A 15,916-nucleotide genomic window follows, 5' to 3' on the forward strand; every position below is an offset into this window, starting at 1 on the left:
AACCATAACCCAAGACTTTTAAACGTTTTTAATTCCTAAAATATACTTGAAACAAAGGTTCTCAAAAATAGTGTTATTTATTTTAATAACGGGTTTAATTACGGCTTGTAATTCTGTTAAAAGAGTTGGAGAGAACGAGCATTTGTTGGTAAAAAACACGATTTATATAGATAGTGTTAAAAACAAGTCCGAGCAAATTGACAACTTATTATATCAAGAGCCTAATAAATCTATGTTTGGTCTTCCCGTGCGACTATACATTTACAATTTAGCACGACCAAATATAGACTCGATTTTAGATGCCCATTTAAATAGGTCGGCAAAACACCGCAAACGCTTAGAACGTTTTTTATCTAAAAAGCAACTAGGACAATATATAGAATCTAAACAAGGTTTTAACAGCTGGCTAAAATCTACTGGGGAAGCTCCTACTCTAGTTAGTGAACCAAGAGCTATTAAATCGGTTAAGCGTTTAGAAGATTACTACACTAATAATGGCTGGTTTGATGTCTCGGCAAAATTTGATACTATACAAAAAACAGCCAAAAAGACAGAAGTAGAATACCATGTAAATTTGGGCTCACCCTATGTTATTGATAGTGTTTCTACCAAAATAATGTCGCCTATTGTAGATTCTATTTATAATCAGTTTAAAAACAGATCCTTCTTAGTTAAAGGAAAACAATACAAAACTGAAGATTTTGAAGCCGAACGAGACAGAATTACTAGAAGTCTTCGAAATCATGGAATATATCAATTTAGTCAAGACTATGTTATTTTTCAAGCAGATACTATAAATACTAATAAAAAAATAGGCGTAGAAATTCAAATTAAAGATTACGCTTTAAAAAACCAAGATTCTGCAAGACGTGTCCCGTTTAAGGTTTATAAAATAAAAGACGTTAATATTTTTACCGATTCTTCTCACGATACTAGAAATTCTACGATTCAAGATTCGGTAAGTTTTAATGGCTACAACTTATATAGTTACGAAAAAATGGCGTTTCGCCCAAAAGCCCTTACCGATGCTGTATTTATAAATCCGGGCAATGTTTTTAGTGATATAGCAAGAACCCGTACCTATCAGCATTTAAGCGAACTTAAAACCTTTAAATACCCAGATATAAAATATATTGAAAACCCAGATACTACACTAACAGCCAACATTTACCTAAAACCATTAAAGAAGTTTAATCTAGGGTTTAGTACCGAAGTATCCATGAGCGATATTCAGGTTATTGGATTTACTGTTAGTCCGAGTTTATTGGCCAGAAACATTTTTAAAGGTGCCGAAACCTTACAATTATCCGGGTTTGCCTCTATTGGTTCTTCAAAAGAAGCTAGTAGTAATTCTAGTAAAAACAAAGATGTATTTTTCGATATCAATGAAATAGGTGCCGATTTAAAATTAACGATTCCAAGATTATTTTTTCCTATAAAAACCGATAGTCTAATCCCTAAGTACATGTCGCCAACCACGCGAATTGGCTTAACAGTTGCTAGTCAGAAAAACGTAGGATTAGACAAACGTTCCTTTACAGGATCTTTAAATTATAATTGGAGACCAAAAAAGGGAAAGACTCAAGCGTTAGATTTATTTAACGCACAATATGTTCGTAACTTAAATCCAGACAACTATTTCTATGTTTATAGTACATCGTACAATACGTTAAACGATATGGCTCATGACATTGGATATATTCCAAGAACCGAAGATTTGAGTATTCCCGATGGTACAGACGAGTTTATTAACGAAGTTTTAAGCGACAACCCTCCTCCAGGCACCACAGACGACGATATACAAACCGTTAATAATATAGACGAGCGTATGATTCGTTTAACAGAAAACAACCTAATTGTTTCTACTGCCTACACCTTTATTAAAGACAGCAGAAGAAACACAAGCGACGAAGATTTCTTTATTTTTAGATTTAAAATAGAATCTGCTGGAAATTTATTAGCACTAGGTTCTAAACTTGCAAATAGTCCTAAAAACGACGACGGGCGTTACGAGTTGTTTAATGTAGCCTATTCTCAATTCATTAAAACAGAATTCGATTTTACAAAACACTGGGATTTAGGTCATAAAAACATATTGGCTATTAGAAGCTTTTTCGGAATTGCTGTGCCTTACGGCAACTCTCCAAACATCCCGTTTGCAAAGAGTTTCTTCGCGGGTGGAGCGAACGACAATAGAGCGTGGACAGCCTACGATTTAGGTCCTGGTAGCTCGCAAAGTAACGACGATTTTAACGAAGCCAACCTTAAACTAGCATTAAATATCGAGCACAGATTTAATATGTTTGGCGATTTATACGGAGCTTTTTTTGTAGATATTGGAAATATCTGGAATGTTTTTGATAATATAGAAGATGAAAGTGCCACTTTCAATAATTTAAGTTCATTGAAAGATACAGCCATTGGTTCTGGTTTCGGACTCCGTTACGACTTTAGCTTCTTAGTCTTTAGATTCGACATAGGTTTTAAAACTTACGATCCGTCTTATTCTGAAGGCGAACGATGGCTTAAAAATTATAATTTTGGCCATGCCGTTTATAATGTGGGTATTAACTATCCATTTTAAGCAAAATAAATTACGAACATTTATAACGTTTTCGTGATTCTATAGGGTATTATAAGCCATTTACAACAAAAAAACACATAAAATGTATTACTTTTGAAGAAACCTAACATAACAATTAAACTTAAATAATATGGGACATAACATCAAACCAGGAGTTGCAACCGGTAAAGAAGTACAAGAGATTTTTAAATATGCAAAAGAAAAAGGATTTGCACTTCCTGCTGTAAACGTAATAGGATCTAACACTATAAATGGTGTATTAGAAACAGCAAGAGACTTAAATGCTCCCGTTATTATTCAATTTTCTAATGGAGGAGCAGTATTTAATGCCGGAAAAGGATTAAGTAACGAGAACCAAAAAGCTGCTATTGCTGGAGCTACAGCTGGAGCTAAACATGTTCATTTAATGGCCGAAGCTTACGGGGTACCTGTAATTTTACATACAGACCATTGTGCTAAAAAACTTTTACCTTGGATCGATGGTTTATTAGATGCAAGTGAGAAACATTTCGCAGAAACAGGAAAGCCACTTTACAGCTCTCACATGATAGATTTAAGCGAAGAGCCAATTGAAGAAAACATTGCCATTTGTAAAGAATATTTAGCTCGTATGAGTAAAATGGGAATGACTTTAGAAATTGAATTAGGAATTACTGGTGGTGAAGAAGATGGCGTAGATAACAGTGATGTTGATGAATCTAAACTATATACACAACCTGAAGAAGTCGCTTATGCTTTCGAAGAATTAAGTAAAGTAAGCGATCAATTTACTATCGCTGCTGCTTTCGGTAATGTTCACGGTGTTTACAAACCTGGTAACGTAAAATTAACTCCAAAAATTCTAAAAAATTCTCAAGAATATATTTCTAAGAAATATAATGTAGAGCATAACCATATCGACTTCGTATTTCACGGAGGATCTGGTTCTACTGTAGAAGAAATAAGAGAAGGAATTAGTTATGGTGTAATTAAAATGAATATCGATACCGATATGCAATTTGCATTTATGAGCGGTATCCGCGATTATATGGGTGAAAAAGCGGAATATTTAAAAACTCAAATTGGAAGCCCAGACGGACCAGAATCACCAAACAAGAAATATTACGACCCAAGAGTTTGGTTAAGAAAAGGTGAAGAAACCTTCGTAGCCAGACTAAAAAAGGCTTTTGAAGACTTAAATAATGTAAACACATTATAAAATAAGTCTATTGGTTTAGCTGAAATTAAAAACAAAATTTTAATTTTGACATCTGCAATTTAATTGAAATTTCAAGGGATAAAACATTAAATACTTTATCTTTAGATATTTAACAGATTAAACTCAGAAAATCAACTAACGTAAATGTATTCTATATGATACATTTACGTTAGTTAAAACAAGCTAAACAACAATTTTTAAGCGTTCCCAAAAGCTTAAAAAACTAAAAATAAAAATCAATATGTCTTGGTTTAAAAGAAAAACAAAAGGAATAACCACCACTACACAGGAGAAAAAAGATACTCCAAAAGGACTTTGGTATAAATCTCCAACGGGTAAAATTGTAGATACCGAAGAGTTAGAACAAAATTTTTATGTAAGTCCAGAAGATGGTTATCACGTAAGAATTGGTAGTAGAGAATACTTCGAAATACTTTTCGACGACAATAAATTTAAAGAATTAGATGCAGACCTTAGCTCTAAAGACCCATTAAAATTTGTCGACACTAAAAAATATCCAGATCGTTTAAAAGCGGCTCAGGATAAAACCAAATTAACAGATGCCGTAAGAACAGCGGTTGGAAAATCTAAAGGTAAAGACTTGGTCATTGCTTGTATGGATTTCAGTTTTATTGGCGGCTCAATGGGGAGCGTTGTAGGAGAAAAAATTGCTCGTGCAGCCAATTATTCTTTAAAACACAAAATTCCTTTAATGATTATTTCTAAATCTGGGGGAGCTAGAATGATGGAAGCAGCATTATCTTTAATGCAATTAGCTAAAACATCGGTAAAACTAGCCCAATTGGCAGATGCAGGAATTCCTTATATATCCTTATGTACAGATCCTACTACTGGCGGAACAACAGCTTCTTTTGCTATGTTAGGAGATATTAACATTAGTGAGCCAGGAGCTTTAATTGGATTTGCCGGACCTAGAATTGTAAGAGACACCACAGGAAAAGAACTTCCTGAAGGCTTTCAAACTGCCGAGTTTTTATTAGAACACGGCTTTCTAGATTTCATTACACATCGTAGAGATTTAAAGAACAAAGTTAATTTGTATATCGATTTAATTACAAATCAACCATTAAGAGCTTAAAATTTAGAAAGAGACGTTTACGTCTCTTTTTTTTATTACATTCATAAAAATTCCCTAATATATATTTAAATGATATAATATTGCTATATTTGCCGCTTGAAAGAAAAACTTTCATGTACATAAAAATCATTTAAATAAATATTGGAATGTATTTAACAAAAGAATCTAAAGAAGAGCTTTTTGCAAAACACGGTAAAGGAAAAAAAGATACTGGAACTGCAGAAGGACAAATTGCATTATTCACGCACAGAATTAATCACTTAACAGAACACTTAAAAAAGAATCGTAAAGATTATAATACAGAGCGTTCATTAGTAAAATTAGTAGGTAAGCGTAGAGCATTACTTGATTACTTAACTAAGAAGGATATCTTAAGATATCGTGCAATTGTTAAAGAATTAGGATTAAGAAAATAAGAAAAGAGAGGCTTTATGCCTCTTTTTTTAGTTAAAAACATCTCGTAAGAGACAAGATAAAAAGCTGTTACATAGTTTTTCATTGGTCACCACACAACAACTACAACACAACGACCATTGTTTAATTTAGAACTAAAAAATTTATGATTCCAAAAGTTTTTAAAGAGGTCATAGACCTTGGTGATGGGAGAGAAATTTCCATCGAAACCGGAAAATTAGCTAAACAAGCTCATGGATCGGTTGTTGTACAATCTGGAAATTGCATGTTATTATGTACTATTGTTTCCAATTACAAACAAAGTGATGTTGACTTTTTACCATTAACGGTAGATTATAGAGAAAAATTTGCAGCTGCTGGACGTTATCCTGGCGGATTCTTTAAAAGAGAAGCACGACCAAGTGATGGCGAAGTTTTAACTATGCGTCTTGTAGACCGTGTTTTACGTCCACTTTTCCCAAAAGATTACCACGCAGAAACTCAAGTTATGATTCAATTAATGTCTCATGACGAAAACGTGATGCCAGATGCGTTAGCTGGATTAGCTGCTTCGGCCGCCATTCAACTATCCGATGTACCTTTTGAAACGCCAATATCTGAAGCAAGAGTTGGTCGTATCAACGGAGAATTTATCATCAACCCTACTCAAGCACAATTATTAGAGTCTGACATCGATATGATGATTGGAGCATCTGCTGATTCTGTTATGATGGTTGAAGGTGAAATGTTAGAAATTTCTGAAGAAGAAATGGCAGATGCAATTAAATTTGCTCACGAAGCTATTAAAGTACAATGTGCTGCACAAATAAAGTTAGCTGAAGCCTTTGGTAAAAAAGAGACTCGTGAATACGAACCAGAACGCGAAGATGAAGATTTAGCGAAAAAAGTTCACGATATGGCATACGACAAAGTGTATGCTGTAGCAAAAGCGGGATCTGCAAAACACGAAAGAGGTGCTGCATTTGCTGAAATAAAAGAAGAAATTAAAGCAACATTCTCTGAAGAAGAGCTAGAAGATTTCGGCGATTTAGTATCTAAGTATTATAGCAAAGCAGAAAAAGCTGCGATTAGAAATTTAACTTTAGATGAAGGTTTACGTCTTGATGGTCGTAAAACCGATGAGATTAGACCAATATGGTGTGAAGTAGATTACTTACCATCAACACATGGGTCTTCAATCTTTACTCGTGGAGAAACTCAAGCATTAGCAACAGTTACTTTAGGAACATCTAGAGAAGCAAACCAAATAGACATGCCGTCTTACGAAGGCGAAGAGCGTTTCTATTTACATTACAACTTCCCTCCTTTCTCAACTGGTGAAGCGCGTCCGTTAAGAGGAACCTCTCGTCGTGAAGTAGGTCATGGAAACTTAGCACAACGTGCTTTAAAAAATATGGTTCCTGCAGATTGCCCTTACACAGTACGTGTGGTTTCTGAAGTTTTAGAATCTAACGGTTCTTCTTCTATGGCTACTGTTTGTGCTGGTACAATGGCATTAATGGATGCTGGAGTTCAATTAAAGAAACCGGTTTCAGGTATCGCTATGGGACTTATTACCGATGTTGAATCAGGGAAATATGCTGTACTATCAGACATATTAGGTGATGAAGATCATTTAGGTGATATGGACTTTAAAGTAACAGGTACTGCAGATGGTATTACAGCTTGCCAAATGGACATTAAAGTAAAAGGATTATCTTACGAAATTCTTGTAAAAGCATTAAAACAAGCCCGCGAAGGTCGTTTACATATTTTAGGTAAATTAACAGATACTATTGCTGCTCCTGCAGAAGATGTGAAACCACACTCACCAAAAATGATTACTAGAAGAATTCCTAATGAATTTATTGGTGCATTAATTGGTCCTGGAGGAAAAGTAATTCAAGAATTACAAAAAGAAACAAATACAACTATTGTTATCAACGAAGACCCTGTTACAGAAGAAGGTATTGTTGAAATCTTAGGTGTAGGAAACGATGGTATCGCTGCCGTACAAGCTAAAATCGACTCATTATTATTTAAACCTGAAGTTGGTAAAACGTATAAGGTTAAAGTAATAAAAATGCTAGACTTTGGTGCTGTAGTAGAATATCTAGATGCACCTGGTAACGAAGTATTATTACACGTAAGTGAATTAGCTTGGGAACGTACAGAAAATGTATCGGATGTTGTGAATATGGGAGATGTCTTTGAAGTAAAGTATTTTGGAATTGATCCAAAAACACGCAAAGAAAAAGTATCTCGTAAAGCCATTTTACCTAAGCCTGAAGGTTATGTAGCTAGACCACCAAGAGAAAATAACGATCGTGGTGGACGTGATAATAGAGGTAGAGATAATCGCGGACGTGACAACCGTCGTGACGACAGAAAACCAAGAGAAAGAAAAGACGATTAAATTTTAATCTTCTCGATAAAACTAAAGCCAATCTTACATTAAGATTGGCTTTTTTTATTATTCCGACTTTCAATAAAATTGAATATAAACGAGCAGCTTCAATATAGCGCAGACATTACTTAGCATACCTTTTTGTGGCTCTTATTAGATTGAATCCTATTTAAGAATTCATTATAAATTCAGTTTAAATTATATTTAATAAAAAAAAATTCTTCCTCTTTTGTAACATTCATTATAAAACTTACGTATAACTACATACAAAGGAGTATTCACTTAATTATTTACAAGAGAACTTTACAATGAGACAACTTAAAATTACGAAGCAGGTTACAAACAGAGAAACAGCTTCGCTAGATAAATATCTTCAAGAAATTGGAAAAGTTGACTTAATTACCGCAGACGAGGAAGTAGAATTAGCACAACGCATTAAAGCAGGAGATCAAATCGCTTTAGAAAAATTAACAAAGGCTAATTTACGTTTTGTTGTTTCGGTAGCAAAGCAATATCAAAATCAAGGATTAACATTACCAGATTTAATTAACGAAGGAAATTTGGGTTTAATTAAAGCTGCACAACGTTTTGATGAAACTCGTGGTTTTAAATTTATTTCATATGCCGTATGGTGGATTCGCCAGTCTATTCTTCAAGCTTTAGCAGAACAGTCTAGGATTGTACGTTTACCATTAAACAAAATTGGATCTATTAACAAAATTAATAAGACCTTTGCTTTTCTTGAGCAAGCACATGAGCGTCCGCCAAGTGCAGAAGAAATTGCAAAAGAATTAGACATGACCATTAACGATGTTAAGGAGTCTATGAAGAATTCTGGTCGTCACGTAAGTATGGATGCTCCCCTGGTAGAAGGAGAAGACTCTAACCTTTACGATGTATTAAATAGCGGGGAGTCTCCAAATCCAGACCGTGAATTACTACATGAATCTTTACGAACAGAAATTGAACGTGCTTTAGAAACATTAACACCTCGTGAGGCAGATGTTATTCGATTATATTTCGGATTAGGGAATCAGCACCCAATGACTTTAGAAGAAATTGGAGAGACGTTTGATTTAACGCGTGAACGTGTAAGACAAATTAAAGAAAAGGCTATTAGAAGGTTAAAACACACCTCTAGAAGCAAAATATTAAAAACATATTTAGGATAAACCCTAAAACCGGCAACAAACAGTTTATCCTCTATGATTAGAGAAAAATATAACTGTTCGTTTTTTGATTGATGAAAGAACCCTCGGCTGATTACCGAGGGTTCATTTTTTTATATTACATTTGCGCCAAATTATATTCCAATGTGTTCAAAATTAATTGCTCCCTCTATTTTAGCTGCCGATTTTGGTAATCTACAACGAGATATTGAAATGGTAAATACAAGTGAAGCCGATTGGTTTCATATCGATATTATGGATGGTGTTTTCGTCCCTAATATTTCTTATGGTATGCCTGTTTTAGAAGCAATAAATAAGCACGCTAAAAAAACAATCGATGTACATTTAATGATTGTTGATCCTGACCGATACATTAAAACCTTTGCAAATTTAGGAAGCGATGTTCTTACAGTACATTACGAAGCTTGCACACATCTTCATAGAACCCTTCAGGCCATTAAGACTGAAGGTATGAAAGCAGGAGTAGCACTAAATCCGCATACCAACATAAACGTTTTAGAAGACACTATTAATGATATAGACTTGGTATTAATCATGAGTGTAAACCCTGGTTTTGGAGGTCAGAAATTCATTGAAAATACCTATTCTAAAATTGAACAATTAAAAGCATTAATACTACGAAAAGGAGCACAAACGAAAATAGAAGTAGACGGAGGAGTCACCGATAAAAATGCCAAAGCATTAGTTGAGTCTGGTGCCGATATTTTGGTTGCCGGCAGTTATGTTTTTAAAAGTTCGGATCAAGAAAAAACGATTTCCGAATTAAAAGCATTAGTCAATTCTTAATCAGAAATTAAACTATTCTTAATACATTAAACAATTAATTTTGATTATGTTAGTGACATCTTTTTTATTTTACAGATTAACTAAAAAAAACAACTGTTGTCTAAAAATTTAAAATAAACTTCTATTATAACCATTTAAACATTATTTTTACTAAAAATTTTAACATGAAAAAATTTACAATAATATTTTTCTTTTTAATGTGTACCACATTAACATATAGCCAATATAGAGGATATGACGAATGGGTTGCCAGTATTGGTATTAACATTCTAGACAATAGTGCTTTCCAAGACCCTATCAAGGGATCTGAGCGTTGGAGTTTTAAACATCCTATCACAATAGGAATAGAATATAAATGGGACGAGCATTTTTCTATTAGTCCGATGCTTAGTTTTAATGCTGTTGATGAAGTTTATGTAGACGCAGGACAAGCACAAGAGACAGGTTTACCGCAAGGTTGGATTGAAGGAGGAAATTATGTGTCTTTTGATGTGAATGGGAAATTCTATTTCGATGAGTATATTGCTCAAAATGATAAAATTGATGCATATGCTGGTTTGGGACTTGGTTACTACAAGGTTGCAGATGAATCTAATGGATCTGGAAACTTCACAATCGGTATGCGATTTTGGTTTACTCCAGAAATTGGTGTAAGAGTTCAAAGTTTAGCTAAGTTTGCATTTAAAAATGATAAAGTATATGCCAATAATAACTTTATTCATAGTATAGACTTCTTATATAGATTTTAAAGGTAGTATCTCACTAAGAAGTAGAAGTATGTAAAGTTTAAATATCGAGGGTTAAGGCTCTCGATATTTTTTTGTTTAAATTTTACACACTTATCAAAAAAAAAATATTCTAAACGACGATTTTTTTAAAGAGTTTAAAATAGGAAACGAACTGACCTCTTTTCTAAAATCCATCCAAAAACGAGGCTTTGAAAAAATGCATGAAGGGAAAATTGATGCTCATCTGAATTATGATAAGCATCAACAATTTTATAACAGTAATACCCGTAACGGTTACGCTTCCATAAAGATAAAAAGGCATTGGAAGAGAGTAGTATTAAAGTTCCCTACGACGGAAAAGCACATTTAATCCTATGCTAGTTCATAAACCAGCCAATTTCGTCGATGGTATAAAGATTGTGATTATCAGCCTTTACTCTAAAGTTATAGGTTACTCCTATATTGAAGAAAAGATACGAGAAGTTTACAATTTTAATGTATCCCACAGTCACCATGCCCGTATCACAGATAAAGTTACCAATGATATTGTAGCCTGTCAGAACAGACCGCTGGAGCCCGTATATTTAATAACTTGGATGTATGGTATTGTATTTAAGTAAGATTCGGTAGTACTCTAAAGTCATTAACAAAACCATATACATTGTAGGCTTCCCCATATTAGAACTGCTTCTAAAACTGGTTTAAAATTACTGTTTTTAATTCTCTTGGGTCTAACCCCAAGAGAATTAATTTTTGCATACTTAATTGGAGAAATTTTTCCTAGAGCATCGTGTGGTCTGTGGTTGTTATAGTCATCTATCCAGACCTGGGTCTGTTCTCTAACCTGATCAAGATCTTCGAATATGTATTTGTTTAGGACTCCACGTCTATAACTTCCATTAAAGCGTTCTATAAAAGCATTTTGAGTTGGTTTTCCTGGTTGAATATATTTAAAATCTATTCCATGCATTTGACTCCATTCATTAGTGATATTAGCGATAAACTCAGTGTAGCCTATCCCTTTTTAGGACACCTCTAAATTCGACAAAAAATTGTTTTCTTGCTCGGATTTGGGGATTAAATTTATTTCATCTTCAAATCTGGGCATAAATTCTACAGTGGATTTGTTTCCCAAGGATTTATGCGGATGATTATTATTGTAATCCAGTTTCCATTGATTGTTTAACTTTTGTAATTGATAGATATCATCAAAATAATAAGCATCCAGTATATCTTCCCTGTAATGCCTATTAAATCTTTCAATATATCCATTCTGCATTGGTTTGCCTGGTTGAATATACTTGATTTCGATAAAGTTTCTTTCACACCAATTAGCAAAGGTCTTTGATATAAACTCAGGACCATTATCACATCTAACGTACTTAGGAATAACTATTTCCTCTTTAAGTTGCTCTAAGACCTCTACAACTGCTCTGGCAGGAAATGACAATCCAGCTTCTACAAGTAATGCTTCTCGATTGCAATCATCTATAACGTTCAACACACGAACCTTTCTTCCATCACTAAGAACATCACTCATAAAATCCAAACTCCAACAAATATTCAATGATACTGGAGCTTCTAAAGGTTGTTTGACTCTTGTTGCCAAACGTTTCTTGTGTTTACGCCTTAGTTTAAGTTTCATTTTTCTGTATACTCTCAGAACACGTTTTCTGTTCCATTTATGACCTTCGCGACGGATTCGGTTATAATACTCGTCAAAACCTCTAGTAGGTAATTGCTGGCAAGTTCAGAAAGCTTGTCAATGACTTCTTTGTCATTTTTCTTCCTTTGGTAATACCACATAGAGCGTGTCAGCCCAGTAACTCCACGAGCGCGCTTAACGGACACTTCGTACTGTTTTATTAGATATTTGACACGAAATCGTTTGTCGGAAGGTCTTAGAACTTTTTTGATAATACGTCCTTTAGCATCCGAATATCAAGAGAAGCATCAGCATACATTTGCTTAAGCTTAAGGTTTTCTTCTTCAAGTTCCTTTAGTCGCTTTAAATGGCTCGCTTCCATACCACCATATTTCTTGCGCCAATAATAAATGGTACTCTTGTCGATTCCTAGTTCTCGGGCTAGTTCTGGGACGCTTCTTCCTTGTTCATTCTCCTTTAGGATCTTCACAATCTGTGTCTCGGTAAATTTGCTTTTTTCATGTGACAGTTTAAAATTTAAAATTAATAAATTCGAATTTTATGCTGTCCTATTTTTAGGGAAGGCTACATCAGGACCGTTATCCATTCTTATCTTCCGGGGTTTTCCTTTTTTATTTATTAAGTGGTTAAGCACCCAGACTATGCGATTACTGGTTAATGAAAAATCTATTTCTATATGAAGAACTTCTCGGTTAAAATCATCAATGATGTTAAATGCTCTAAAACGTCTTTTGTTCTCTAGTACATCGGTTACAAAATCCATACTCCAAGTATGATTGAGCTCATTAGGAACCTCTAAAGGCTCTTTTACCCTAGCAGGCAAACGCTTCCTTACCTTTCTACGCAAAGGCAGCCCTAAAGAAACATAAACCCTATGTACACATTTGTGATTCCAAGGTTTGCCTTCTTCTCGTAATCGGTCATAGGCTTTCCAAAAGCCTTCTTCAGAATGTTCTTTGGCCTTTTCCTGTATAGCTTGCTCTATCTCGAGATCGTCCATGGGTAATGGTGTGTAATAATAAACACTCTTACTCATATTGAGAACACGGCACGCCCTACTGATACCGTAATGAATAAGTTCCTTTGCAATACTCCGCTTACGGCAGGGCTTTATAGCTTTTTTTCAATTATTTCTTTAGCCATTTGATGGTCTAAAGCTAAAGTCGCATACATCTGTTTAAGTTTGCGATTTTCCTCTTCTAATTCTTTAATACGCTTTAGTTCCTTTCCGTTCATGCCAGCATAACGTTCTCGCCATTTATAAAAGGCCGATGTACTTACACCATGTTCACGCGTTATCTGTTCAACACTCTTACCGTTATCGAACTCTTTTAAAATCTTAGCTATTTGCTGTGGACTGAATTTACTTTTTCTAATAATTACTGTTTAAAGTTAATATTATTTTTACACTTTTAAACAGTTCGGTTTTAGGGAGAGCTTAGACAAACAAATTCAATCAACTTTAAGTCCAGTCTAATGCAGTAATACCAATCAAATATGAAACTTCTTTTTAAACCAAGCTCTAGAAAACTTTTTAATAACTACATCAGTATGATAACCATAACCATAGCCATAATTATAACCGTAACCTCTAGAAAATTTGGATTCATTTAAATCATTAAGCACATAGACCACATTTTTTAATTTTTTACTTACAAATAATTCATTAGAAAAATTAACTAATTTCTTTTCTGTGAATCCCGCTCTAGCAACATAAATCGTTGCATCTGCATATTTAGAAATTAATAGTGTATCTGTTACTAATATCACCGGTGCAGTATCTATAATTATATAATCATATAGTTCTTTAGCCTCTTCTAATAATGTGTTTAGTCGACCATTTGAAAGGAGTTCTGTAGGGTTTGGAGGGATTGTTCCCGAAGTCAATACATCTAAAGATGAAGCATTATACTTACTCTCCTGTAAATATGATTTCCATTCACTATCAGGGTTAACAAGATAATCTGATAACCCCAGCGCTTTTTTATGACCTTCTGTTAAGTTAATTTTTGGATTTCTTAAATCTGCTCCAATTAATAATACCTTTTTATTAATACTAGAAAAAGCTAAAGCTAAATTTACAGAGACAAATGTTTTTCCCTCACCTTTAATAGTGGAAGTTACTAAAACTATTTGGGACTTATTTACGGCCTTTGAAGGTAATACGAAACTCAAATTTGTACTTAAAATCCTAAAAGATTCAGCTAAAATTGTTTTATCATGAGGATTGGAAAATAATCCAGCACCTTCAAGTTTAGGAATCTCTCCAATTATAGGAATAGATTGGTTACCATTTTGAATATCCTTCTTATCATAAATTTTATCATCCAACTTGAATATTAAAAATAAGACTCCAAAAGGTATCAATAATCCCACTAATAAACTTTTAATATAGATACTCTTACTATTCGGAGATATTGGAGCCCCTGAACTGAACGCATGTTCAATTATTTTTATGGAAGGAGAGGTAATTGCCAAATTGATTGCTGCTTCTTCACGTTTTTGTAATAATAATAAATATAAATTTTCTTTAAGATTTTGTTGACGTTCTATCGACCTTAACACCTTTTGCTTCTGAGGTAAACTTCTTACTAACCCATATGCTTTATCTTCTTCTTTTCGTAATTGTGATAAAGATGTATTTAATTGCTTAAAGTAAGACTGTAATGAATTTTCAAGATTGTATTTTAAATCTCTAATCTTTGCTTCTAACACTACTATTGCGGGATTATTTTCTCCTGCACTAGTTATCAACTTATCGCGCTCTAAGACTACTGAATTGTAATTCTGTATAAGCCCATTAATATTTCCATTGTCTAAACCCAAATTGGCAGGTAAAAGTGCAAAATCATCATTAGCAATTAAAGGAGATTCTAAAAGTCTCGCTAAGGCTAACTGACTTTCAAGTTGGAAGACTTGATTCTCGAATGAAGATCTTTTACTCATACTATAGCCTGCATCAGATTCAAAAGACACTAAGTTATTATCCTGTTGATAAACTCTTTTATCTACCTCAATAGAATCTAATTCTTCTTCTAGGTAAATAAATCGATCATTAACAAAATCAATAGTACGTTGAGAAACTAGTTGTCTATCTTCAATTCCATCTAAATTAAATTGATCAACAATTTTATTTAAAGCAGCTTCACTCCGACTCGAACTTTCATCTATCATAGATATTTGTAAAATATCTGTTGTACCCATTCTCTGAATAGTTAATTGATTGGATAATTGATTCGCTGCCGAACCTATTGATTGAATAGTTACAGTAAAAATTAGTCCTCTATAATTATTAATCCAATCGTAAGAACTAATAAGAAAAGGGAAACCTTCTATAGGCGTATTTAAATTGTAATTATTAACAACAAATTTATTTTCATGATTTTCTCCAGAACTAATTTTATATCCGTTAGAAGTAATTTCAATAAAATATTTAGCTCCTCTTAATTTTTCATTCGAAACAAGACTAATTAGCTTAAAAGGAGTCTTCCATACTTCCTGCCTCTTAAATTGTCCTTCAATAAAATATCGAATATGTAAATCTAAACTATCTACTACCTTTTTCAATAATCTGTTCGATTTAATAACCGCGATTTCATTTTCTAGATTTTTTGGCTCTGAAAACAAATTCATTCGATCTGATGAGATAGCTAAACCATTCGCCTCATCACCCAATATTTTAATTTTTGAAAATGATTGAAATGTTTCAGGTGTATATCTCAAATACAAAAAGGCAACAGATAAAGATAACAAGGCGAATAACACAAACCATTTCCAATAACTGAGATATTTAAAAATTTCACTTACTAAATCCACACTTTCCTTTTTATCTTGGAAAAACTGTTGCTTTGAAGATTTTTCCATT

Annotated in this window: 12 protein-coding genes and 2 pseudogenes; 9 read left to right on the forward strand and 5 right to left on the reverse strand. The window is 33.6% G+C overall.

Features of this window, described 5'->3' with window-relative positions; all coding sequences use genetic code 11:
* Positions 1-46: 46 nt before the first annotated feature.
* From tamL to A9D35_RS18535, 9 genes are all read left to right on the forward strand, one after another.
* Positions 47-2,584: a translocation and assembly module lipoprotein TamL gene (tamL, locus tag A9D35_RS08080; protein ID WP_066221396.1), complete on the forward strand. Its 2,538-nt coding sequence runs from the start codon at positions 47-49 to the stop codon at positions 2,582-2,584.
* A 130-nt stretch (positions 2,585-2,714) separates the two neighbouring features.
* Positions 2,715-3,782 carry a class II fructose-bisphosphate aldolase gene (gene fbaA, locus A9D35_RS08085; protein WP_066221399.1) on the forward strand — a complete coding sequence of 356 codons (1,068 nt, stop codon included), beginning with the start codon at positions 2,715-2,717 and terminating at the stop codon, positions 3,780-3,782.
* 241 nt (positions 3,783-4,023) lie between these two features.
* Complete coding sequence (accD, locus tag A9D35_RS08090) at positions 4,024-4,881, forward strand: acetyl-CoA carboxylase, carboxyltransferase subunit beta (protein ID WP_066221402.1); 858 nt, start codon at positions 4,024-4,026, stop codon at positions 4,879-4,881.
* A 146-nt stretch (positions 4,882-5,027) separates the two neighbouring features.
* Positions 5,028-5,297, forward strand: coding sequence for a 30S ribosomal protein S15 (gene rpsO / locus A9D35_RS08095; protein ID WP_066221406.1), 270 nt, complete (start codon positions 5,028-5,030; stop codon positions 5,295-5,297).
* A gap of 143 nt (positions 5,298-5,440) precedes the next feature.
* Positions 5,441-7,690: a polyribonucleotide nucleotidyltransferase gene (locus A9D35_RS08100; RefSeq protein ID WP_066221409.1), complete on the forward strand. Its 2,250-nt coding sequence runs from the start codon at positions 5,441-5,443 to the stop codon at positions 7,688-7,690.
* A 299-nt stretch (positions 7,691-7,989) separates the two neighbouring features.
* Complete coding sequence (locus A9D35_RS08105) at positions 7,990-8,853, forward strand: sigma-70 family RNA polymerase sigma factor (RefSeq protein WP_055435630.1); 864 nt, start codon at positions 7,990-7,992, stop codon at positions 8,851-8,853.
* A gap of 141 nt (positions 8,854-8,994) precedes the next feature.
* Positions 8,995-9,657, forward strand: a complete 663-nt coding sequence (rpe, locus tag A9D35_RS08110; protein WP_066221412.1) for a ribulose-phosphate 3-epimerase — start codon at positions 8,995-8,997, stop codon at positions 9,655-9,657.
* Between the two features lie 164 nt (positions 9,658-9,821).
* Positions 9,822-10,406, forward strand: coding sequence for a hypothetical protein (locus A9D35_RS08115; protein WP_066221414.1), 585 nt, complete (start codon positions 9,822-9,824; stop codon positions 10,404-10,406).
* A gap of 353 nt (positions 10,407-10,759) precedes the next feature.
* A complete protein-coding gene (locus A9D35_RS18535; protein ID WP_141675493.1) occupies positions 10,760-11,005 on the forward strand; it encodes a transposase in 246 nt (81 codons plus the stop codon).
* 23 nt (positions 11,006-11,028) lie between these two features.
* Here A9D35_RS18535 and A9D35_RS08120 read toward each other — a convergent pair.
* From A9D35_RS08120 to A9D35_RS08145, 5 genes and pseudogenes are all read right to left on the reverse strand, one after another.
* Positions 11,029-11,391, reverse strand: a pseudogene (locus tag A9D35_RS08120) (integrase core domain-containing protein); the annotation flags it as partial.
* Between the two features lie 18 nt (positions 11,392-11,409).
* On the reverse strand, positions 11,410-12,087 hold the full coding sequence (locus A9D35_RS08125; protein ID WP_141675494.1) for an integrase core domain-containing protein: 678 nt from the start codon (positions 12,085-12,087) through the stop codon (positions 11,410-11,412).
* 199 nt (positions 12,088-12,286) lie between these two features.
* Positions 12,287-12,520 (reverse strand): transposase, encoded by a 234-nt coding sequence (locus A9D35_RS19665; protein WP_159427049.1) that lies wholly within the window; start codon positions 12,518-12,520, stop codon positions 12,287-12,289.
* Positions 12,521-12,592: 72 nt separating this feature from the next.
* Positions 12,593-13,428: pseudogene (locus A9D35_RS18365) on the reverse strand (IS3 family transposase); the annotation flags it as partial.
* Between the two features lie 114 nt (positions 13,429-13,542).
* On the reverse strand, positions 13,543-15,915 hold the full coding sequence (locus A9D35_RS08145; RefSeq protein WP_066221420.1) for a GumC family protein: 2,373 nt from the start codon (positions 15,913-15,915) through the stop codon (positions 13,543-13,545).
* Between the last annotated feature and the right edge of the window lies 1 nt (position 15,916).

Source organism: Formosa haliotis, assembly GCF_001685485.1.
In the GTDB taxonomy this organism is placed as follows: Bacteria; Bacteroidota; Bacteroidia; order Flavobacteriales; family Flavobacteriaceae; genus Formosa; species Formosa haliotis.